General features: G+C 61.0%; 21 protein-coding genes and 1 pseudogene. 6 read left to right on the top strand and 16 right to left on the bottom strand.

Annotation, left to right across the window (positions count from 1 at the left end; translation table 11 throughout):
* Positions 1–155 precede the first annotated feature (155 nt).
* The 7 genes from BWR59_RS28720 to BWR59_RS28750 all read right to left on the bottom strand — a co-directional run bounded on the left by BWR59_RS28720 (position 156) and on the right by BWR59_RS28750 (position 8704).
* Positions 156–1028 carry an NAD(P)-dependent oxidoreductase gene (locus BWR59_RS28720; protein WP_081569064.1) on the bottom strand — a complete coding sequence of 291 codons (873 nt, stop codon included), beginning with the start codon at positions 1026–1028 and terminating at the stop codon, positions 156–158.
* A gap of 114 nt (positions 1029–1142) precedes the next feature.
* Positions 1143–1982 carry an ABC transporter ATP-binding protein gene (locus tag BWR59_RS28725; protein WP_081569065.1) on the bottom strand — a complete coding sequence of 280 codons (840 nt, stop codon included), beginning with the start codon at positions 1980–1982 and terminating at the stop codon, positions 1143–1145.
* Positions 1970–2773 (bottom strand): ABC transporter permease, encoded by an 804-nt coding sequence (locus tag BWR59_RS28730; RefSeq protein ID WP_081569066.1) that lies wholly within the window; start codon positions 2771–2773, stop codon positions 1970–1972. The genes BWR59_RS28725 and BWR59_RS28730 overlap by 13 nt, the downstream gene beginning before the upstream one ends.
* Positions 2774–2786: 13 nt before the next feature.
* A complete protein-coding gene (locus BWR59_RS28735; protein ID WP_081569067.1) occupies positions 2787–3773 on the bottom strand; it encodes an ABC transporter substrate-binding protein in 987 nt (328 codons plus the stop codon).
* 375 nt (positions 3774–4148) lie between these two features.
* The gene (locus BWR59_RS28740) at positions 4149–5783 is read right to left on the bottom strand and encodes a GMC family oxidoreductase N-terminal domain-containing protein (RefSeq protein WP_081569068.1); all 1635 of its coding nucleotides are present in this window, start codon (positions 5781–5783) and stop codon (positions 4149–4151) included.
* Positions 5780–7180 carry a cytosine permease gene (locus BWR59_RS28745; RefSeq protein WP_081569069.1) on the bottom strand — a complete coding sequence of 467 codons (1401 nt, stop codon included), beginning with the start codon at positions 7178–7180 and terminating at the stop codon, positions 5780–5782. The genes BWR59_RS28740 and BWR59_RS28745 overlap by 4 nt, the downstream gene beginning before the upstream one ends.
* 33 nt (positions 7181–7213) lie before the next feature.
* Positions 7214–8704 (bottom strand): aldehyde dehydrogenase, encoded by a 1491-nt coding sequence (locus BWR59_RS28750; protein WP_081569070.1) that lies wholly within the window; start codon positions 8702–8704, stop codon positions 7214–7216.
* A gap of 273 nt (positions 8705–8977) precedes the next feature.
* Here BWR59_RS28750 and BWR59_RS28755 point away from each other — a divergent pair, with 273 nt between their 5' ends.
* On the top strand, positions 8978–9883 hold the full coding sequence (locus BWR59_RS28755) for a LysR family transcriptional regulator (protein ID WP_081569071.1): 906 nt from the start codon (positions 8978–8980) through the stop codon (positions 9881–9883).
* A 103-nt stretch (positions 9884–9986) separates the two neighbouring features.
* Here the strand turns inward: BWR59_RS28755 and argE are convergent, their stop codons facing one another.
* The 3 genes from argE to BWR59_RS28770 form a co-directional block, all read right to left on the bottom strand.
* Positions 9987–11150 carry an acetylornithine deacetylase gene (gene argE / locus BWR59_RS28760; protein ID WP_081569072.1) on the bottom strand — a complete coding sequence of 388 codons (1164 nt, stop codon included), beginning with the start codon at positions 11148–11150 and terminating at the stop codon, positions 9987–9989.
* Positions 11151–11180: 30 nt separating this feature from the next.
* The gene (locus BWR59_RS28765; RefSeq protein ID WP_081569073.1) at positions 11181–11855 is read right to left on the bottom strand and encodes a DUF1028 domain-containing protein; all 675 of its coding nucleotides are present in this window, start codon (positions 11853–11855) and stop codon (positions 11181–11183) included.
* Between the two features lie 171 nt (positions 11856–12026).
* On the bottom strand, positions 12027–13421 hold the full coding sequence (locus tag BWR59_RS28770) for an aspartate aminotransferase family protein (protein WP_081569074.1): 1395 nt from the start codon (positions 13419–13421) through the stop codon (positions 12027–12029).
* A 177-nt stretch (positions 13422–13598) separates the two neighbouring features.
* Here BWR59_RS28770 and BWR59_RS28775 point away from each other — a divergent pair, with 177 nt between their 5' ends.
* The 3 genes from BWR59_RS28775 (at position 13599) to BWR59_RS28785 (ending at position 16134) form a co-directional block, all read left to right on the top strand.
* Positions 13599–14216 (top strand): TetR/AcrR family transcriptional regulator, encoded by a 618-nt coding sequence (locus BWR59_RS28775; RefSeq protein WP_081569075.1) that lies wholly within the window; start codon positions 13599–13601, stop codon positions 14214–14216.
* 101 nt (positions 14217–14317) lie between these two features.
* Positions 14318–15631, top strand: a complete 1314-nt coding sequence (locus BWR59_RS28780) for an NAD(P)/FAD-dependent oxidoreductase (RefSeq protein ID WP_081569076.1) — start codon at positions 14318–14320, stop codon at positions 15629–15631.
* A 65-nt stretch (positions 15632–15696) separates the two neighbouring features.
* The gene (locus BWR59_RS28785; RefSeq protein ID WP_081569077.1) at positions 15697–16134 is read left to right on the top strand and encodes a RidA family protein; all 438 of its coding nucleotides are present in this window, start codon (positions 15697–15699) and stop codon (positions 16132–16134) included.
* 55 nt (positions 16135–16189) lie between these two features.
* Here BWR59_RS28785 and BWR59_RS28790 read toward each other — a convergent pair whose 3' ends face one another.
* The 3 genes from BWR59_RS28790 to BWR59_RS28800 all read right to left on the bottom strand — a co-directional run bounded on the left by BWR59_RS28790 (position 16190) and on the right by BWR59_RS28800 (position 18695).
* Entirely contained in the window at positions 16190–16456 is a 267-nt protein-coding gene (locus BWR59_RS28790) for a hypothetical protein (protein ID WP_081569078.1), read from the bottom strand.
* Positions 16457–16649: 193 nt separating this feature from the next.
* Positions 16650–17234 carry a TIGR00730 family Rossman fold protein gene (locus tag BWR59_RS28795; RefSeq protein ID WP_081569079.1) on the bottom strand — a complete coding sequence of 195 codons (585 nt, stop codon included), beginning with the start codon at positions 17232–17234 and terminating at the stop codon, positions 16650–16652.
* A gap of 45 nt (positions 17235–17279) precedes the next feature.
* Positions 17280–18695 carry a PLP-dependent aminotransferase family protein gene (locus BWR59_RS28800; protein WP_081569080.1) on the bottom strand — a complete coding sequence of 472 codons (1416 nt, stop codon included), beginning with the start codon at positions 18693–18695 and terminating at the stop codon, positions 17280–17282.
* Between the two features lie 226 nt (positions 18696–18921).
* Here BWR59_RS28800 and BWR59_RS28805 point away from each other — a divergent pair, with 226 nt between their 5' ends.
* Both BWR59_RS28805 and BWR59_RS28810 read left to right on the top strand, forming a co-directional pair.
* Positions 18922–19371 (top strand): carboxymuconolactone decarboxylase family protein, encoded by a 450-nt coding sequence (locus tag BWR59_RS28805; RefSeq protein WP_081569105.1) that lies wholly within the window; start codon positions 18922–18924, stop codon positions 19369–19371.
* Positions 19372–19485: 114 nt separating this feature from the next.
* Positions 19486–19800: a multidrug efflux SMR transporter gene (locus BWR59_RS28810; RefSeq protein ID WP_081569081.1), complete on the top strand. Its 315-nt coding sequence runs from the start codon at positions 19486–19488 to the stop codon at positions 19798–19800.
* Positions 19801–19934: 134 nt separating this feature from the next.
* Here BWR59_RS28810 and BWR59_RS28815 read toward each other — a convergent pair whose 3' ends face one another.
* The 3 genes and pseudogenes from BWR59_RS28815 to BWR59_RS28820 form a co-directional block, all read right to left on the bottom strand.
* On the bottom strand, positions 19935–20318 hold the full coding sequence (locus tag BWR59_RS28815; protein ID WP_081569082.1) for a hypothetical protein: 384 nt from the start codon (positions 20316–20318) through the stop codon (positions 19935–19937).
* Positions 20315–20527, bottom strand: a complete 213-nt coding sequence (locus tag BWR59_RS32185; protein ID WP_143490978.1) for an HNH/endonuclease VII fold putative polymorphic toxin — start codon at positions 20525–20527, stop codon at positions 20315–20317. The genes BWR59_RS28815 and BWR59_RS32185 overlap by 4 nt, the downstream gene beginning before the upstream one ends.
* 147 nt (positions 20528–20674) lie before the next feature.
* Positions 20675–22057, bottom strand: a pseudogene (locus BWR59_RS28820) (RHS repeat-associated core domain-containing protein); the annotation flags it as partial.
* Between the last annotated feature and the right edge of the window lie 15 nt (positions 22058–22072).

A 22072-nucleotide genomic window follows, 5' to 3' on the forward strand; every position in this document is an offset into this window, starting at 1 on the left:
GTTACTTGGTGTCCTTTCAAGTAACTCGCCGAAGGCGAAACAGGTCTGGCGTTAGCCAGATCCCATACCTCCAAACCTCCAAACCTCCAAACCTCCAAACCTCCAAACCCAAGGCATACACGCCCAGCCCAGCCCAGCGCAAAGAGCCAAAAAACTCAAGACAGATTCCGCCGCTCCGCCACCTCAGCCAACACCGCCAGATCCATCTCCCCCTGCCCATGATCCACCGCATCCTGCAGATTGGCCCTGATCATATCCGCGCTCGGCATCTGCACCGACACCTGACTCGCCGCCGCCAGAATCAGATCCACATCCTTGAGCCCCAACACCGCCTTGAACGCAGCCGGTTCATAACGACGTTCACCAATCAACGCGCCATAACCCGAATACACCGGCCCGGTAAAAATCGTGCTCGACACCAGATCCACCAGATCCCTGGACCTCAACCCATGACGAGTGACCAGCACCGACGCCTCGCTCATCGCCTCGACGGCAGACACCAGCAAAAAGTTGGTCGCCAGCTTCATCGCATTGGCCGCCGACGCCTTGTCCCCCAGACGCCAGGTCTTGCGGCCGATCAGGTCAAGGAGAGGCTGGACTTTATCGATGGCATGCTCGGGACCGGCCGCCAGAATGTTCAATTGTGCCGACGCCGCAACGTTCGGACGCCCCATCACCGGTGCGGCGATATAATCGATACCCTGAGCCTTGTGCAGCTCGGCCAGTTCATCGGCGAAGGTCACGGCGATGGTCGCCAGGTTGACGTGAATCAGCGGGGCGCTGAGCTGCTTCAGCAACCCCGAATCCAGCAGCACCGCACGCAGCGCCTTGTCATCGGCGAGCATGCTGAACACCACGTCAGCGGTGAACGCCTGCGCCGGGTCCGACACCGCCTTGGCACCGAGTTCGACCAGTGGTTGCGTCGCTTGCGGCGAGCGGTTCCAGACCAGCAGTTCGTGCTCGCCTTTGAGCAGATTGGCCGCGATGGCCTGACCCATGTTGCCCAGGCCCAAGAATCCGATTTTCATCCGATGTACTCCCCCGTTAACGGCGTGAATGAGTGTCGCCTCTGTGGCGAAGCACTCTAGCACCGCCCGCCGATCCCTGGCGGTAGTACGAAGGTGTTAACGGTTCAAGTGCACTCAGTGGTCGTGGTCTTCCGGGCCGTCATGCAGCAGGTGGAAGATGTTGCGCTTCATGCGGATGAATTCCGGGTCCATCACCATGTCCAGATTGCGCGGCCGGCCGATGGGCACGTCCAGCACTTCCTTGATCCGGCCGGGGCGGGCGCCCATGACGAAAATGCGGTCGCCCAGCAGGATCGCCTCGTCAATGTCGTGGGTGACGAACAACACGGTTTTCTTGCTGTGTTCCCAGACCTTGAGCAGCAGCTGTTGCATCTGCAGGCGGGTCTGGCTGTCGAGGGCGCCGAAGGGTTCGTCCATCAGCAGAATCTGCGGGTCGTTCGCCAGCGCGCGGGCAATCGCCACTCGCTGCATCATCCCGCCGGACAACTGCTTGGAATAGTTGTCGGCGAAGCGCAGCAGACCGACTTCGTTGAGGTAGAACTCGACGATTTCCTTGCGCTCGGCCGCAGGCATGCCGCGGCGCTTGAGGCCGAACTCGATGTTCTTGCGCACAGTCAGCCACGGGAACAGCGTATAGCCCTGGAACACCATGCCGCGATCGGCGCCGGGGCCGTCGACTTGCTGACCGCCGACGTAGATGTCGCCCGAAGTCGGTTCGGCCAGGCCGGCGGTCAAATACAGCAGGCTGGACTTGCCGCAGCCGGATGGACCGACCAGCACGGCGAACTGCTGATCGGGGACATCGAACGAGACCTTGTCCAGCGCCGTGAACGTGCTGCCCGACGGGGTCTTGTATTGCAGGGTGACGTTGTCGACCCGCAGGCGCGGAGTGGCCGCAGCTGCCACGGGAGCCGGGCGAAGTTGGATCGGCGAGGTTGCAGTTACTGAGCCCATACGGCCACCTTCAAGCGAAGAAATCTGAATAGTTGATCGGTGATCAGGCCCAGCAGGCCGATGACCGCGATTGCCAGGAAAATCACGTCGACCTGAAACCCGCGCATGGCCTTGAGGCTCAGGTAACCCAGGCCGCTGGAGGCGGCGACCAGTTCGGCGACCACCAGATAGGTCCACGCCCAGCCCATGGTCACGCGCAGTGTGTCCAGCACGCCTGGCAATGAAGCGGGGGCGATGACGTGCAATACAGCGTCCGTGCGGCTGGAACCCAGGGTGTACGACGCGTTGATCAGGTCCTTGGAAATCCCTTTGGAGACGTCGGCGATCATCACCAGTTGCTGGAAGAACACGCCGAAGATGATGATAGAGACGCGCTGTTCCAGACCGATGCCGATCCACAGGATGAACAGCGGCACGAACGAGGTCACTGGCAGGTAGCGGATGAAGTTGACCAGCGGTTCGAGGAACGCTTGCACGACCCGGAAGCTGCCCATCAACAGGCCGATGGGCACTGCGACCACCGACGAGATGATGAAGCCGACCATTACCACTTCCACGCTGGCCCACACGTGCGGGCCGAGGGTGCCATCACGGGCCAGGCGCATCGCGGCATCGAAGACCGCGCCCGGTGTCGGCAGGAACATCGCCGGCACCACGCCGCCATAGGAAAGAAAGGCCCAGAGGCCGATCAACAGGGCCCAGGCCAGACCGCTGGCGCTCCAGATCACCTGCACCGGCAGGCTGGTCTTGGGCGTCAGGCAGCGGTTCAGCCACGAATTGCGCTTGGACATGAGGTGCTCCTGGTTATTTCGGGCTGATGAAACGGTTGTCGATCAGGTCGCTGTAGCTCACGTTGTACGGCTTGCCCTGCAACTCGCTGGCGGTTTCGTTGGCCAGTTTGATGACCGTGGCGGCGTCGCCGGTGCTGCCGTTGCTGCCCAGCAGTTTTTCGCTCATGGCCTGATCATAGAAGCGCACGCCCTTGGCTGCGGCTTCCAGTTCCGCCGGGTCGGCGAGGTAGCCACCCACGCCCTTGGCCATGATCGCGTAGGCTTCTTTCGGGTGGTCCTTGGTGTACTGCACGGCTTTGTACAGGCCCGCGACCAGCGCCTTGACGTCAGCCTGTTGCTTGTCGATCACATCGCAGCTCAGGGCCACGACATCGACGATCACACCCGGCGTGGTGCTGCTGTCCACCAAAACCTTGCCTTGCTGCTTGTTGCGCACGGTGGTCAGGTGCGGCTCCCAGGTCACGGCGGCCGGTACGCGACCGGCGATGAAGGCGGTGGCAGCGTCGTCGGCGGTCATGTTCTGGATGGTCAGGTCGCTCATCTTCATGCCGGCGTTTTTCAGCAGGTAGTTGAGCCAGAACTGCGACACCGATCCTTCGTTGACCGCAACCGCCTTGCCCTTGAGGTCCTGCAGGCTGTTGATGTCCTTGCCCACCAGCACACCGTCGCCGCCATGGCTTTCGTCCAGCGCGGCCACGGCCTTGAAGCAGAACTGTGGACGGTACTTGAGGATTTCATCGAGGGTGGAAGCTGAGCCGGACAACTTGCCGGAGGCTTGAGCGGCCATGTACATCGAGGCTTCTTCGATGGTCGGCAGCTCGACGGTCAGGCCGCCTTCCTTGAAGTAGCCCAGATCCTTGGCCAGGTACAGGGTGCCGTAACCCACCCAGGTGGTGTGTCCGATGGACAGGGTGCCGGCCTGGGCGCCACTGGCGATGCCGGCAGCCATTGCAGTCAGGGCCAGCGGACGCACGCAGCGCGATACGAAAGACTTGATCATTGAACACTCCCGGATGGTGGTTTTTTAATTCGAATATGTCTCGGGGCAGTGGGGCTAGACGCCAAAAACTTGAAACGCTCGTGGCCTCTGACGGACCTTTTGCCTCTGTGGGGCAGGGTTGATGTTGGCCGATGTCGAGGGATACGAAAATTAGTAAATATGTGGTCCCTGATGAGGAAAAAACTGGGGTGGGCAATGGTGTTCGAAGCTGGGGCAGGCGCAACAAAAACGCCGCTTCCCGGTGCAGGAATGCGGCGTTTAATGGCTTTGGAGGCAGTCTCGAAAAGAGCCCAGAGTCTCCCACACGTACTGCGGCGAACCTGGGTCGGGCGGGCAGCGCACGGTCCGTGGGAGGGAGCTTGCTCGCGAAGCTTTTCAGCTGATTGCGGCGGACCTGGTGGTTTCTTTGATAGCGCTCTGCGTACTCCCACGCAAAATCATCTCCGCCGCCTTCTCCCCGATCATGATGCACGGGGCATTGGTATTGCCGCTGATCAAGGTCGGCATGATCGAGGCGTCGACCACTCGAAGCCCTTCGATACCGTGCACCTTCAGGTCCGGCCCGACCACGCTCATCGGGTCGACCCCCATCTTGCAGGTGCCCACCGGATGGAACACTGTCGCTGCGTACTCACGCACGTAGGTCATCAGTTGCTCGTCGGTCTGTACGTCTTTGCCGGGGAGCATCTCTATGCCGCGAATGCCGTCGAATTGCTGATCGGCAAGGATCTTGCGCGCCAGCTTCAGCCCTTCGATCAGCACTTTTGCGTCTTCAGGGTCGGACAGAAAGTTGAAGTCGATGACCGGCTTGCCGCTCCGATCCAGGCGCAACTCGCCAATGCTTTTAGGTCGCAACACACAGGTGTGTACCGCATAACCGTGGCCCCATTCGAACAACCGCCCGCGATGGCTGCGATAACCCGGCACGAAGTGAAACTGCACGTCGGGCAGCGCCTCTGCCAGAGGCGTGCGCGCGAAGCCACCGGCTTCGACGTAGTTGGTGGTCAGCCAGCCTTTCTTGCCGAGCACATAGCGCAGCGGCGACAGCAGAATGCTCGGCAACGAACCTAGGGAGAACCCCAGGGTCAGCGGGCTTTTCGAGCGTACGGTGATCAAGCCGTCGAGGTGATCCTGCAGGTTTCTGCCGACCCCGGGCAGGTCATGCTCGACCTTGATCCCGGCGTTTTTCAGTTCGCCGGCCGGACCGATACCCGACGCCAGAAGCAGGCTCGGGCTGGCGAGAGAACCTGCCGACAGAATGACCTCGCGACGCGCAGTCAGGCGGGTTTGCTGCCCCTCCGACACTACCCGCACGCCCTTGGCTACGCGCTGTTCGAGGATCAGCGATTGCACCGCGCAATCGGTGATGACCGTGAGGTTGGGTCGGTCGAGCACCGGCGCAACAAAGGCGCGATAACTGGACAGGCGTCTGGCGTCTTTCTGGGTCAGGTTGTAGATGCCACAACCCTCAAGCTGCTCGCCGTTGAAGTCATCGTTGCGGCGAATGCCGACCTTCTGCGCGGCTTTGACGAACAGCTGCGACACCGGGTTCGGGTCGCGTGCGGCTTCAACGTTCAACTCGCCATGAAAGCCATGCAGGCGCGAGTCCTGACCAAGGCGGTTGTTCTCGGACTTCTTGAAGAACGGCAGCACGCTGTTCCAGTCCCAGCCTGGGCAACCGGCTTCGGCCCAGCGGTCGTAATCGCTGGCATGGCCGCGAATGTAGATCATGCTGTTCATCGAACTCGAGCCACCCAACGCTTTGCCGCGTGGGGTGTGCAGGCTGCGGCCGTTGAGGTTTTTCTGCGGCGCGGAGAAGAAATTCCAGCTGTACTTCTTGCTCTTGTACAGCGTGATGGTCCCGGCGGGCGTCTGGATGCGCAGGTTGTTGTCATGGCTGCCGGCCTCGATCAGACAGACGCTGACGGCCGGGTCCGCACTCAAGCGGTTCGCCAGCACGCAACCGGACGAACCGGCGCCGACAATGATGTAGTCGAAGTCGGTTTTCATGCGTTCCTCCCGACGGCGCTCAGCGCCTGCTTGCGGCCGCGGCGCTGACTCGCCAGGTAGTAAACCGGCGAGATCACCAGCAGCCCGACGATCCACGACACATCGGCGCCCCCCATGGCCTTGGCGATCACCCCGGTGTACAACTCGGTGGCCATGAACGGGATCTGCACCAGAATGCCGAGCACGTAGCAGCCCACAGCCGTCCAGTTGAAATAGCCATAGATGCCGCCATCGCGACGGAAGAACGAGGCCACGTCGTAGCTGCCGTGAGCGACCAGGTAGTAGTCCACCAGATTGATCGCGGTCCACGGCACCAGCACGTAAAGCAGCAGAAGAATGAAGTTGGTGTAGTTGGCCATGAAGTCGTCCTGCCCCAGCAATGCCAGGGTCAGCGAGATCGAGAACAGCACCAGCGCGGTGATCGCGCGGGAGAGGGCGCCGGCCGACCATTTAGGCACCAGCGTCTGACCGACCGTGATCGCCGAGAGCGTGCCGCAATACAGGTTCATCGCGTTGGTTGCGGCGATGCCGATGGAGAACACAGCGACCACCAGCGTCGCGATGCTGCCGGTCATTTCGATCAGCCCGGCAATAATGTCGCCTTCGACGCACAAACCGACGACCACCCCCAATGCCATCGGCAGGATCGAACCCAGGCAGCAGCCCCAGTAGCTGGACCAGAACGCGGCCTTGCCACCGGTATCGGCGGGCATGTAGCGCGAGTAGTCCGAGACGTAGGGCGCGTACGCCAGTTGCCACAGCGCCGCGATCGACAGGGTGCCGAGGAAGCCCGCCAGGTTCATTTCGTTGCGTTGCAGGAAGTCTGCTGGCAGGCCGTGCACGGCGATGATCCAGACGAAGCACAGCAACAGAATCGCGCCGGACAGATACGACATGATGCGCGTGTAGGCGTGGATCAGGCGATAGCCGAACACCGTCGCCACGACGCTGATCAGGCCCACCAGCACGATGCCCTGATTGGTGCTGAACATCGCGTAGCGGCTGTGCAGCGACTGCCCGCCAAGCACCAGATTGGAGGCGAAGAAGCCCAGATACATGATCACCACCAGGGCGACCACCAGTAGCGAGCCGTAGGAGCCGAACTGGCCGCGGGTTTGGACCATCTGCGGCACACCCAGTTGCGGGCCTTGCGCCGAGTGCAGGGCCATGAAGATCCCGCCGATCAGGTTGCCGAGAATCAGTGCGGTCATTGCCGCCATGAACGGCAGTTTGAAGACGGTCACAGCCAACGCGCCGGTGACCACGGTCAGCAACATGATGTTGGAGCCGAACCAGATGGTGAAAAGATCGCGGGCGCGGCCGTGACGCTGATCGGCGGCGATGGGCTGGATGGTGCTCAGTTCGAGGGTTGCTGCGCTTGGTTCGTTGTTAGTCATGCGGATTCACTCAAGTTGTTCCAGGGCGACGACTCAGCGCAACTGAAACCAGGTGGTTTTCAGCTGGGTGTATTTGTCGAAGGAATGCAGCGACAGGTCGCGGCCGAAGCCCGATTGCTTGCCGCCACCGAAGGGTACGGTCACGTCCAGAGCGTCCACGGTGTTCACCGACACGGTCCCGGCATTCAAGCGGCTGGCCACGCGATGGGCGCGATTGAGGTCATCGCTCCACACCGATGCGGCAAGGCCGTAGATGTGATCGTTGGCCATCTGCACGGCCTGGTCTTCGTCGTCGAACGCAGTGATTGCAAGCACCGGGCCGAACACCTCTTCGCGGGATAGACGCATGTCCGGCGTGACGTGTGTGAACAGGGTCGGCTGAATGAAATTGTTCGAGCCGTTGATCATCACCCGGTCGCCGCCCGCCACCAGACGCGCGCCGCTGGAGCTGGCTCCGGCGATGTAATCCATCACCCGCGCCGCTTGAGTGGAATCGACGATGGCGCCCATTTTGCTCGAAGGATCGAGCGGATCGCCGGGCTGCCAGTGCTGCGCCTTTGCGATCATGCGCTCGACGAACTCGTCATGAATCGAACGCTGCACCAGCAGTCGCGAGTTGGCCGAGCACACTTCGCCCTGATTGAAGAAAATCCCGAAAGCGGCTTTCTCGGCCGCCAGATCCAGATCCTGACAGTCGGCGAACACCAGATTCGGGCTCTTGCCACCGCACTCCAGCCACACCTGCTTCAGGTTCGACTGCGCGGCGTATTGCATGAAGTATTTGCCGACCTGCGTCGAGCCAGTGAACGCCAGCGCGTCGACGTCCGAGTGCAATCCCAGCGCGCGCCCGGCATGTTCGCCCAAACCGGTGACCACGTTGAACACGCCTTCCGGTACGCCCGCTTCAAGGGCCAGTTCCGCCAGGCGCAGTGCCGAAAACGGCGATTGCTCGGCGGGCTTGAGAATCACGCTGTTACCCGCCGCCAGCGCTGGGGCCAGCTTCCAGGCGGCCATGTCCAGCGGGAAGTTCCACGGCACCACCGCAGCGATCACGCCCAGCGGCACGCGGGTGATGGTCGCCAGGGTGCCGGGCCCGGTGGGCGCGACCTGATCGTAGAGTTTGTCGAGGCTTTCGGCGTACCAGGCGAAGACGTGGGCGGCGCCGGGCACATCGATGCTGTAGGCGTCCATCACCGGCTTGCCCATGCTCAGCGAGTCCAGCAGTGCCAGCTCTTCGCGATGCGCCAGAATCAACTCCGACAGGCGCAGCAGAATCGCCTTGCGCTCCTTGGGCTGCATGCGCGCCCACGGCCCGCTTTCAAAACTCTTGCGCGCGACGCGGACAGCCAGGTCGACATCCGCATCCGAACAGGCCGCCACGTTTGCCAGCACGGCATTGGTGGCGGGGTTGATGACGGCGAACGTCTCACCGCTCTGCGCCTGATGAATGTTCCCCGCGATCAGAGAAGCGTCGATAAAACGCTGGTGTTCGGCAAGGCGTTGCCAGGTTTTGAAATCCGTCACTGCACACACTCCTTCAATGGCCTCTGCGGACCATGTTCACGATCAGTGGTGCCGATAGTGGGCGATGTGACGGGGGCAGGAAATTATTAAAAATGTCTTCGCTATCGATAAAAAAACTCGCCAATAACGCACCTTTGCGGTGCGTTGCGCACCGTTTCGGGGTCAGTTTTTTTAGCTTCAATGGGCAGGAATTTGCTTGTTTCTCATAGGCTTTGAACATCGCAGAATAGCGCGCAAGATCCGAGGTCACGGTTCAGCGAATTCGAGGTAGCAATGGCAGCCTACAACCTGCGACAACTCAAGTATTTCGTCACCACGGTGGAGTGCGGCAGCGTCGCCGAGGCGTCCCGCAAGCTGTACATCGCGCAGCCCTCGGTCTCCACCGCGATCAAGCACCTGGAAGAAAGCTTTGCCGTGCAGCTGTTCATTCGGCACCACGCTCAGGGCGTGTCGCTGACGCCCAGTGGCGCACGCTTCTACCGCAAGGCCCAGGAGCTGTTGCGGGTGGCCCACGAGTTCGAGCAGAACGCCCTGGCGGACAACGATGTGGTGGCCGGGCAAATCGATATCGGCTGCTTCGAAACCGTTGCGCCGCTGTACCTGCCTCGCTTGATTGCAGGGTTCCGTGATCGTTGGCCGGGAGTGGAAATCCGCATTCGCGATGGCGAGCAACAGGAACTGGTGCAGGCGCTGACCTCGGGCAGCATCGACCTGGCAATCCTCTACGAACACGATCTGGACAGCACCATCGACACCGCGCCTCTGATGGCGCCGCAGCAGCCGTACGCGCTATTGCCAGAAGGTCATCGCTTCGCCAATCAGGCCAAGGTTTCGCTCAATGATCTAGTGCTTGAGCCGATGGTGCTGCTGGACGTACAGCCGAGCCGGACCTATTTCGTCAGCATCTTCGAAGAGCGCGGGTTGACTCCGCACATCCAGTTCAGCTCGCCGTCGATCGAGATGGTGCGGGGCATGGTCGGGCGCGGGTTTGGTTTCTCTATTCTGGTGACCCGGCCGAAATCCGATCTCACCTACGACGGACAGAAAGTGGTGTGCGTGCCGCTGGCCGAAGAAGTCACCGGCTCAGGATTGTCAGCCGCCTGGCTGCGTCGTTCGCAATTGACCAAACCGGCGCAGTTGTTTGTGGATCATTGTCGGGAAGAGTTGGCGCCGAAGTAGCGCCTGGAATGCGACATTCGACCTCTGTAGCCGCACGGCTTGCCGGCGGCGGCATATTCAAAGCCGCTAACGCCGGCAAACGGAGCGCCGCCCGACCTTACGGCTACAGAGATTGTGTTGACTGGAGAATATCGACCATCCGCCGCAACATCGCATCACACCCATTCAGCTGCTCGACGCTGACAAACTCATCCGGCTTGTGCCCCTGGTCCATGCTGCCCGGGCCGCACACCACGGTGGGAATGCCGATAGCATCGAACAGCCCGCCTTCGGTGCCGAAGGCCACGGTCGTGAACTCATCCGAACCACAGAACTGCGCAATCAACTGCGCCGCCTGGCTTTTCGCGTCGGTGACCAGGCCGGGGTACGCGGACAGCTCGGAGAAGCGGATGTCACTGCCCGCATGTACAGCGCGCATTTTCGGCAACACATGGGTCTCGGCGTATTGCTGAAGCTGCTCGGCAACGTCACGCGGATTCTGCGCGGGCAGCGCACGGACCTCGAAATCGAAGCGGCAGTCGGCCGGCACGATATTCAGCGCCTTGCCGCCGCTGATGACACCGGTCTGCACCGTGGTAAAAGGCGGATCGAAGCGCGGGTCGTGCAGATCCATCGCGCGCAGTGTCGTGCCGATGCGACCCAGTTCGCCGATCAGCTCGGCTGCGTACTCGATGGCATTCACGCCCTGAGGCGCATACGCCGAGTGACACGCTGCGCCATGCACATCGCAACGCATCGCCAGCTTGCCCTTGTGCCCCAGCACCGGCTTGAGCTCGGTGGGCTCGCCGATGATGCACAGCAGCGGCTTGACCGGCCGTTGCTCAAGCTCGACGAGCAATGAGCGCACGCCCAGGCAACCGACTTCTTCGTCATAGGACAACGCGATGTGCACTGGCCTGTTCAACGGTGCAGCGAGCAGATCGGGGACCGCCGCCAGCACGCAAGCGATATAGCCTTTCATGTCCGCCGTACCGCGCCCGAACAGCCTGCCGTGGTGCTCACTGAGTTCAAACGGAGCGACCGTCCAGGGCTGACCGTCCACCGGAACCACATCGGTATGCCCGGACAGCACGATGCCCGGACGATCTGCCGGGCCGAGGGTCGCGAAGAGGTTGGCCTTGCTGCGCTGCTCGTTATAGATCAGCTCGCAGGGCACATCGAATTGCGCCAGATAATCGCGCACGAATTCGATCAGTTGCAGATTCGACTCGCGACTGGTGGTGTCGAAAGCCACCAGCGCCGCCAACAGATCCCGGCTTTTGCTCATGTGTCGATCCTTGCCTGGTTCACCGGGGCCTTATTCGTCACCGGGCACGCCATAGCTCGGCGCCTTGGTCGGGTCGAGGGCGCGGGTGATGTAGTCCTGCATCTGCGGGCTGTAGTCGCTCCACAGTTGTGCCAGTTTGCCGATAGGGTCTTCGTCGGCCCAATCCACGCGCAGGTCGACGATGGGCCAGGTCAGTTCGCCGACCACCACCAGTGCCGCGGAATGTACCGGGCCTGCTTCGCCACCGGCCGCGACGGCTGCCTGCATCGCGGCGATCAAACGGTCGGCCAGCTGACCGCCGCTGTTTTCGAACGTCTGCACCAGTGCTTCGATCACAGCGCGATCAGCGAGCATGTTGCCCGCGCCGACGCATTGCTCACCGGCCAGTGCGTTGTGCGTGCCGAGGGTTTCGCTGCCACTGAAGTGCGCGGTCTGGCCCAAGTGATCGATGGCGGTCAACTGACGAAACTGACTGTAGCCGTTGCTGGTCAGCGCTTTGTCCAGCGCCTCGGCGGGAGACAGGCCGTTTTCCATCTGGTCGAGCACTTGCGGGCCGAGGGCGGGGAGGGTGATGTTCTGCGTGGCCACCGCACCCACTCCCGGACGCAGCCAGGGGCAGCGCGCACCCACGGCTATGCTGGAAGAGCTGATGGCGATGCCCAGTTGTCCTGTTTCGGCGCAACGGCCGACGATTGAAAACGTCATGGTGTGTTCGTCCTGTTCCGTCCTGACCTGCCATCCGCCGACCGGAGCGCGGGATACGCCGCCCGGTCGGGGATGGGACATGACTGCATTCTGTCGATGCGCAGGCGTTGGCGAAACGAGGTTTTTTGTGGAGCCTGGTTACGGAAAAACTTCTCAGCCAGTCGTGCGTGCTTACAGGCGCCCGTACTCGCGGGCGGTGCGGTCCACCGCGATGCGAGTCTTGTCCACCAGTTCGTCCAGTTCAGCGCGGGTGGCGACCAACGCCGGCGCCATGATCATGCGTCCCAGAGTGGAGCGGATGATGATGCCCTCCTCGAAGCCGATGGTGCGGCAGCGCCAGGCGATGTCGTTTTCGTTGACGAAGCGTTTGCGCGTGGCCTTGTCTTCAGCGAACTGCAACGCAGCCACCAGCCCGATACCTTGAACTTCACCCACCAGCGGGTGATTGCCGAACACCTCGCGCAGGCAGTTCTGCAGGTACGGCCCGGTGTCGTTTTTCACCTGCGTCACCACGCCTTCATCCCGCAGCGCCTTGAGGTTGGCGATCGCCACCGCCGCCGCCACCGGGTGCCCGGAATAGGTCAGGCCGTGGGCGAACACACCGCCTTTTTCAACCAGCGCTTCAGCCATGCGCCGTGACAGAATCAGCCCGCCCATGGGGATATAGCCCGAGGTCAAACCCTTGGCGATGGACAGTGTGTCGGGCTCGAAGCCCAAGGCTTGATGGGCAAACCACTCGCCGGTACGACCAAAGCCACCGATGACTTCGTCGGCGCACAGCAGCACGTCATATTGACGGCAGATGCGCTGGATTTCCGGCCAGTAAGTCTGCGGCGGGATGATCATCCCCCCAGCGCCCTGGAACGGCTCGGCAACGAACGCTGCGACCTTGTCCGCACCCAGTTCGAGGATTTTGTCTTCCAGCTGGCGCGCTGCGCGCAGACCAAACTCTTCAGGGCTCAGGTCGCCTTCATGGGCAAACCAGTAGGGCTCGTCGATGTGTGCCACATCCGGAATCGTGCCGCCCATTTCGTGCATGAATTTCATGCCGCCCAGCGCTGTCGCCGCCAGGGTCGAGCCGTGGTAACCGTTCCAGCGGCCGATCATGACCTTCTTCTCGGGCTTGCCCATCACCTGCCAGAACTTGCGCACGGTGCGGATCAGCACCTCGTTGGCCTCGGAGCCGGAGTTGGTGTAGATCGCGTGGCTGTAGTGCGCAGGCAGCAGGCTGAACAGCAGCTCCGACAGTTCGATCACCGCCGGGTGAGTGGTGTGGAAGAACATGTTGTAGTAGGGCAACTGCTCCAGCTGAGCGCTGGCGGCCGCGGCGAGGTCCTTGCGCCCGTAACCCAGGTTGGTACACCACAGCCCCGACATGCCATCCAGGTAACGCTTGCCGTCGTTGTCCCACAACGCCAGCCGATCGCCTCTGACCATCACCCGTGGGCCTTCTTCGTTGAGGGCTTTCTGGTCGACAAATGCGTGGATGTGGTGGGCGGCATCGGACGCCTGATAATCGCTCGTGGTGCGGCTGCTGTTGAGTTCAGTATCGAGTTCGATGGACATTGCGGGTCTCCAGGAGAAGGCGCCCGATGCTCACCATTACGAGGCGGCGAGGGGCTGGCCGGGGCGTGTTGTGGCATAAGTTTTGGCAGCTAAAAATATTTTTGTAAAGAAAATATTTGTGGAGAAAAATACAAATCCGTACCCTGAGCGGCATCGTAGAGCCAGCGCAAGGGCGTCATGAGCGGATTAAGAGAGCGGCAGAAAGAACAGCGCCGGCAGGTCATCGCCGAGGCGGCCCTTGCGCTGTTCAAGGCCAACGGATTCGGCCCGACCACGCTGGAACAGATCGCCAACGAGGCGGGCGTTTCGGCGCCGACCGTGGTGAATTATTTCGGCGGCAAGCTGGAGATCCTGCTTGCGTTGCTCAAGGCCCCTGACGAACTGGCCATGCGCGAGGCGAGGGCGAATCTGGATGACAACTCAGATCCGCTCGACGCGCTGTGTGAACTCGAAGGTCTGATGACTCGCTATCAGTTGCGTGCGATGCCCGCTTCGCTGTGGCGCGAACTGGCGCCGTTCCTGTTCACGGGAGACCTGTCCCACGCCTTTCATCCGTGGAACGCGGCGGTGGTCGAGGAAGCCAAGGCGCTGCTCATGCATTTCCAGGATCTGGGCAAGGTCCGCCAATCAGTGGATATCGAGGTCGCCGCCACCTTGTTCAATCAGTACGCCAACCTTGCGTTCATTCGCCTGGCGACCGAAGCGGTGCCTGATCGCCAAGCCCATGCGGCGCATATGCGCAGCGTGCTGGGGCTGATGTGTCATGGGATGTTGAGCGACCCAGGCGAACCATAGCCCTAGCTTTTTCCTGCTCTGCGACGACAAAAATCATAATTTCGCTATCCCCCGATCCTGCACAGAATGCGTCCACACCCGCCTTCGTGAAGGACACAGGTATGACAGCTGGAAAAACTGAAATCGATACGCTTGTGGTCGGCGCTGGCCAGGCTGGCGTGGCCATGAGCGAACACCTGAGCAGACTGGGGATCGCGCACCTGGTCCTGGAGCGCAGCCGGATTGCCGAAGCCTGGCGCACCGGGCGCTGGGATTCGCTGGTTGCCAACGGCCCGGCCTGGCACGACCGTTTTCCCGGCCTCGAGTTTGCCGGTTTGAGCCCCGACGGTTTTGCCCCTAAAGAGCAGGTGGCCGATTACTTCGAAGCTTACGCCCGCAAGTTCAACGCGCCGATTCGCACCGGTGTTGAAGTGCGTAAGGTTGATCGCAACGTGGGGCGTCCCGGTTTCACGGTCGAGACCTCTGAAGGTGTGATCCAGGCCAATCGCGTGGTCGTGGCAACCGGTCCATTTCAGAAACCGGTCATTCCAGCCATTGCACCGAGCGACGAACGCCTGACTCAGATCCATTCCGCGCAATACCGCAACCCGCAGCAACTGGTCGAAGGCGCGGTGCTGGTGGTGGGCGCAGGATCATCCGGCACTCAGATCGCCGATGAATTGCAGCGTTCAGGCAAGCAGGTCTACCTGTCGGTGGGCCAGCATGACCGGCCACCGCGCGCGTATCGCAATCGCGATTTCTGCTGGTGGCTGGGTGTGCTCGGCGAGTGGGATCAGGCAGCGATGAAGCCTGGCCGTGAGCACGTGACGATTGCCGTCAGCGGTGCCCATGGCGGGCGTACGGTGGACTTCCGTGAACTGGCGCAGCGTGGCATGAAACTGGTCGGCGTCACCCGTTCTTTCAACGACGGCGTGGCGACGTTCCAGCCAGACCTGGCAGAGAACCTGGCGCGTGGCGACGAGAATTATCTGGCAGTGCTCGATGCAGCCGATGCCTACATCGAACGCAACGGGCTGAGCCTGCCGCTGGAGCCTGAAGCCCGTCGCGTATTCCCCGATCCTGAATGCGTGAGCAAACCGATTCTGGAACTGAACCTGGCTGAGGCCGGTATCACCACCATCATCTGGGCCACCGGCTTTGCCACCGACTACAGCTGGATGAACGTCGATGCCTTCGATGAAAAAGGCAAACCCCGGCATCAGCGTGGGGTGTCCAACGAGTCCGGCATCTATTTCCTCGGTTTGCCGTGGCAGTCGCGTCGCGGGTCGTCGTTCATCTGGGGCGTGTGGCATGACGCCAAATACGTCGCCGATCACATCGCCACCCAGCGCAAGTACCTCGAATACAGGGACGCTGCCGAGCGCCAGGCCGAGCACGCTGTTTCAACGGCTCCTGCATCAGTCGTGACGGCCTGAATTCGATTTCCGCGCTGAACCCACGCGGGCAGCGCGGCCAACTTTCTGCTTTTAGGGAGCCTCACATGGCACAACCTACTCATACCCGCATTCGCATGTTCAACACCAAGGAAACCTACCCGAACCAGTCGCTGGACAACGATCTGTGCCAGGCGGTTCGAGCGGGCAACACGATCTACGTCCGCGGGCAGATCGGCACCGATTTCGACGGCAATCTGGTGGGTCTTGGGGATCCGCGCGCCCAGGCCGAGCAGGCGATGAAGAACGTCAAGCAGTTGCTGGAAGAGGCGGGTTCGGACCTGTCGCACATCGTCAAGACCACCACCTACATCATCGACCCGCGCTATCGCGAGCCGGTCTATCAGGAGGTCGGCAAGTGGCTAAAAGGCGTGTTCCCGATTTCCACCGGGCTGGTGATTTCGGGGCTGGGGCAGCCGCAATGGCTGATGGAGATCGACGTGATTGCTGTGGTGCCGGACGACTGGCAACCGAGTCAGGGGTGAGCGAAGCTGCGATGCGGGTCGTCTGGAGCGTCCGCATCGCGCCGCAGCTGATGGATCAGTAACGCTGGTACTGCGAGCCAAACTCGGAGCGTACTTCGGCCACGGTTTCGGCATTTTTCAGATCGATGCTCAATGCGCCTCGCTCGGCGGTACGAAACGCGTTCAAGTGGTCCGCGCCATCAGACGCTACTGAGTCCTGGGCGACTTGCTGCACGCTGACCTGAGCGGTCTGGAACTGCTTCAGATGTTCGGAGCCGTCGGCAGCGAAGACGTTGGCGGCGAGGACGGAGAAAGCGATGCCGAGAAAGATCTGACGTTTCATGGGGTGAACTCCTGCGGTAAGGACCGATTGGGTTTTCAAGGTTTTGATCGCGCCCCCGTTCAAGTGGGCTGCGCTGATCGACGTGCCTAGTAAACCCCGCAGGTGTATCGCTGATGTGTCCCGTACCACCGCCGAAACCCGGGCGAGTGTATCGCTGCCATGGCTGTACACAGAGCGATACAAAATCCCCGTTTTATTTGCCCGGCTCGATCCATTTCGTCACTGTAGGCGCTTGCCACAGTTCGAGCGCGTCCAGTAGCGCGCATGGGTCGGCGTTAAAAATCAGCATCTCACTGTGCTCGACCTTCATGAAACCCTCAGTGACGGCGTGGTTGAGCAGACTGCGCACCGGGCTGAAGAAGTCATTGATGTTCAGGCAGGCAACGGCCTTGCTGTGCTCCCCTAGCTGCGTCAGGGTCGCGACCTCGAACAACTCCTCAAATGTCCCAAGGCCCCCGGGCAAGGCAATGAATGCATCGGCGCAGTCGCTTATGCGGTGCTTGCGGCTGCGCATGTCCAGGGTCAATTCATGCCGAGTCAGGCCGCTGTGCAAATGCCCCAGACCGACCAGGCGGTCAGTGATGATGCCGACCACTTCACCGCCTTCAGCCAGCACGGTGTCAGCCATCACGCCCATCAGGCCCTTGTCGGAGCCGCCGTACACCAGACGCAATCCACGTCGAGCGATCTCCCGACCAAGCGCCCGTGCACCCTGCGCATAAGCGGGGTTGAAACCAAAGTTGGAACCGGAGAAAACCGCGATGCTGTTAAGGTTCATGGTGATCCTGAAATCGTTTTTTAAGAGGGGGCAGGGTGATCATGCTCATGACATCAGCGCCAGAATGCGCCTGCCAAGATGCTCGGCCACATCTTCGGATTCGATGTTCGCAAATCCCAGCAGCAATGCCGGACCAGTCGCGTTTTCGATGCTCCAGCCAGTCAATGCTTCGGCATAAATCCCGGCCTGGCGCAGGCGGCTGACCAGTCCGGTGTCAGATTTGTCTTCAGACAAACGCAGAATCAGATGCATGCCACCCGGTTGCGCGTCTATTCGAAAACCCTCGCCCAGGGCCTTTTTCAGCCCACGGACAGTGTCTTCGCGCCGCTGCGCATAGAGTTTGCGCATACGCTGGATATGCCGCGCGAAATGCCCTTCGGTAAGGAAGGTCGCGACAATCGCCTGGGTCAACTCCGGACAGCCGCCGAGAAACAATTGGCCCATCTGTTCGAATCGCTGAACCTGATCCGGCGGCACCACCAGATAGCCCATGCGAATCCCCGGGAACAGCACCTTGCTGAACGTCCCCGCATAGAGCACTCGGCCATGGCGATCCAGACTCTTGAGCGCGGGCAACGGCCGACTGACATAGCGGTACTCACCGTCGTAATCGTCTTCGACCACCCATGCGTTCTGCTGCATCGCCCAGTCAAGAAGCGCCAGGCGGCGAGGCAATGACAGCGAGACACACAGCGGGCTCTGATGGGCCGGCGTGACCACAGCCGCCCGGGCGCCGAGGCCGTTGCCTGTTGCTTGATCGACACGCATGCCGTCGTCGTCTACCGAAATCGGAACGGGTTCCATGCCAAGCTGACTTAACAGCTGACGCGTGGGCGGATAGCCGGGGTCCTCGACGCACACTCGGTCGCCAGGCGTCAGCAGGGTGTGGGCAATCAGCGCCAGAGTGTTGCGATAGCCCGACGTCACAAACACCTGTGCCGGTGAGCAGTCGATGCCTCGGGACACCTGCAGATAAGTGGCGATCGCAGTGCGCAAGGATTCAAGGCCATGCACTGAGGGAAGGGCCATGTCCTGAACACGAGTAGCGCGTACGCAGCGCGCGCCCAGTTGAGCCCAGATCTTCCTCGGAAACGCGTCCAGCGCAGGCAGCGCCATCTGAAAGGGAAGCACCGGCGGCTTGTCCCTGATTGGCGCGGTTTCACCGACGCCAAGTGCACCTTGGGTTGAGTCCATGCCCAGACTGATCCCTGCGGTGACGATCGTGCCGGCCTGGCCGCGAGGTTGAACATAACCCTCCGCAGTCAGTAGCGAGTAAGCAGTGTCGACCGTGCCGCGGGCCAGCCCCAACTCCTTGGCCAGCGCCCGGGCTGCGGGAATACGATCGCCGGGCGCTAGAATGCCCTCGCTGATCGCACTGCGGAACCGCCAGTAGATCTGCCGGTAAATCGGCTCCGGCGAAGCGGGATCGAGAGGGGAGAAGCGTTGGGCTGGACGAGTCATGTGTTCTCGAAGATGGCGTGACGGGCAACATGCGCCTCACTGTACGTTCTTCATGACCCAGCTTGAAGGGCCAAGAATGAGCTGCAAGGCTAGACCATGACGCCTCAATCCGTACCTGTTCTTTGTTGGATCATGGCCCATGATGTAAAGCAGATCATGGATCTTTTGCCATAGGCCATGAGCGACGACGATGGCGGCTCAAATCAAGCCCTGTCGAGGATTCATCATGAGCAATCGCATCAACTACTCCGCCATTTCCCCTGAAACCTACAAGGCGTTCGGCGCCGTTTATGGCTCGCTGCAACAGTGCGGTCTCGCCAGGGAACTGGTCGATCTGGTGTACCTACGGGTGTCGCAGATCAACGGCTGCGCGTTCTGCATCGACATGCACTCCCGAGACCTTCTCAAACAGGGCCTGAGCGTGGAGAAACTGGTGCTGGTCCCGGTGTGGCACGACGCAGGGCAGCTGTTCAGCCAGCAGGAACGCGTGGCGTTGTCCTGGGCCGAAACCGTCACCCGTGTCGCCGAAACCGGTGTGCCGGATGCCGATTATCAAGCCGCGCTTGCCGAGTTTGGCGACAAGGGGCTCGCCGACCTGACCTACGCCGTCGGCCTCATGAACGCGTTCAACCGCTTCGGCGTGGCATTCCGCCCGGCCCCAGCCGCCAAGGCCTGAACCCCAACGGGCGTCGCAGAACAGGCAATGCCTGCTCTGCGATTCGGCAGTTGTCCTATCACCCCGGTTCGCCTGGCAATGTGCTCAGGCGAGCCCATCCCTGGAGTTCTCAAAATGGCATGGTTCCTACTGAGTCTGGCCGGCATTCTGGAAATCGCATTCGCCCTCGGCATGAAGTCCTCCGAAGGCTTCACCCGCTTGATCCCGGCGGTGTTCACTGTCGCCACCGGCTTGTCGAGCGTGGTCCTGTTATCCATGTCGCTGCGCACACTACCCGTGGGCACGGGGTACGCAGTCTGGACCGGCATCGGCGCCGCAGGCACCGCCATCCTCGGGATGGCATTGATGGGCGACAGCGTCGCGCCTTTGAGGATTGTTTGTATTTTGCTGATTCTGGCGGGGGTGATGGGGTTGAAGGTGGTGGCTTAAGGTGGCCACTTCTTATTCGGTGCACTGTAGATGATTGACGGAACTACCATGTTGGGAGCGGTTGTTGGCGGTTTGATGGGGGCACTGCAAGAATCATTGCCCTTATGCCCGCATCAAGGTGATTTAAGTGGCCGTTAGGAGAGGTACGTCCTGGACTGTTGAAAGGTAAGCGTTTTAAACGTAAATGCTATCTTCCAGTCCTTGCCTTTAGTTTGGATATGTAATTTGCGATTGCGTAATTCACACTCCACATTGCCGTAATCGATCTTGTTCCAGTCCGCGATTTCTATGTCATCGATACCTGTCCCTAACATCACGATAACGACAGTGTCGTAATCAATTCCCCAAACTCCCCATGTAGGTATCTCCCGAGACGGTTTCTGTCTCGTATGGATATTCAAACTGAACTCAGAGTCTGGGTCGAAGCCGATATGCGCTATGAGTACACTCTCCGTGAGTCCTGCTGGAAAGATGCTTTTAAGGAAATTGTTGTTGTAGATACCGTCGAGAATGTTCATTTTTCGCTGCCGAAATTGTAGTGGCCGTGAGTCCCATCTGCTGATCCGGAGCGGAGCTTATCTCCCTGCCGAGCATTAAAGTGCGGCTCTGCGCCATGCATATGGGTTGCCTTCGAGTGGCCGTAGCTGTGTTCTTGAATCGTGATTTTGTTATGCCTGATGTTGAGGTATTCATAGTTTCTTGTCATCACCGGTTGTCCATTTTGCATTACCGGACTGCCGTATCCATCATCGAGCGGCTGTTTATATAGTCTTGTTGGAGATGCAGTGACTGGAATGCCGGCATCACGCTTTGCTTGTCGAAACGCATCCCTCCTGCTTGTCGCCTGATAGGACGTCTTCTTGTTTGGGGTGCAACTCCACCCCCACGGATCCACCCACCCAATCGGGTTCGGCGCGTACTGATATAAATTCAGCCCGCCCAGCAACCCAATCGGGTCCGGCGTGGTGACCCGCCCGACGTCCGGGTCGTAGAACCTGAAGGTGTTGTAGTGCAGTCCGGTCTCGCGATCAAGGTATTGGCCTTGAAACCTCAGGTTCTGTGGTTCGGCCAGGGAGGTGCCGCTGGTTTCTTCTCGGGTGTTGCCCCAGACCTGATAACGCGCCTGCCAGACCACGCTGCCGTCGGTTTCGGTGAGCTGTTCGGGCAGGCCGTTGAGGTCGTTGTGGTAGTAGCGCACGGTCTGGTGTTCGCCGATGCCATCGACGCGGGCGAGGGGGTCGTGGCTGGCGTCGGCGTAGAGGTAGAGGCTGGTCTGGGTGAAGCGTTGTTCGTGCAGCAGGCGCAGGCCGTCCCAGGTAAAACGGGTTTCGCCGATTTCCCGGCCGGTGGGGCGGTATTCGCTTTTGGCGATGCGCCGGCCGGGAAATCGGCGAAACCCGTTTTACCTGGGACGGCCTGCGCCNTAGAGGTAGAGGCTGGTCTGGGTGAAGCGTTGTTCGTGCAGCAGGCGCAGGCCGTCCCAGGTAAAACGGGTTTCGCCGATTTCCCGGCCGGTGGGGCGGTATTCGCTTTTGGCGATGCGCCGGCCGAGCGGGTCGTAGCTCATGCGCACGACGTTGCCGCGGTGATTGCGCACTTCGATCAGGCGGCTTTCGGCGTCGTAGGCAAATTGCTGTGTGCCGTGGCGGGTGCTGGTCTTTTCGATCAGGCGGCCGAAGCCGTCGTARCGGTARTGTTTGTCCTGATAGCTCAGCAGGCGGTTATGGCGTACCGGTTCAACGTTGAAGATCGAACCKTTGAGCAGGTTGGCGGYGGCGTCGTAGGCGAAGGTTTCGTCCTGACCGGTGAGGTTGTTCTGGGTGGCGCAGATGCGGCTGCTGGAGTCGTAATGCAGCAGTTCGCGCCGGGTTTCGGAGCGCTGGCGSTCCGTGCGCAGCCGCGCGGTGAGGTTGTCGGAGGGGTCGTATTCGAACTCGTGGCTGAGCTGGGCCGGCAGTTGCCGGGGTAGATGCGCGGCGCGGCGTTGCCGGGATTTCAGTCGTCCGGTGCGGTCGTACTGGCTGCGGGTGTTGATCTGGCCCTGACTGCGCAGCACTTCGCGGTGCAGGCGATCGCGCTCGAARTCRCTGATGACCAGGCCATCGAGGTTGATCTGGTGCAGATGGCCGCTGCCGTAATACAGGCGGTTGAGCCAGCGGCCGTCGGGGACCTGGGTTTGCGTGAGGTTGCCCAGTTCGTCGTAGTGGTGTTTCAGCGATCCGCTCGCGCTGTGTTCTTCCAGCAATTGCCCGAGGGCTGTCTCTTATACACA

The sequence above is a fragment of the Pseudomonas sp. Bc-h genome (assembly GCF_002080045.1).
Taxonomy (GTDB): Bacteria; Pseudomonadota; Gammaproteobacteria; order Pseudomonadales; family Pseudomonadaceae; genus Aquipseudomonas.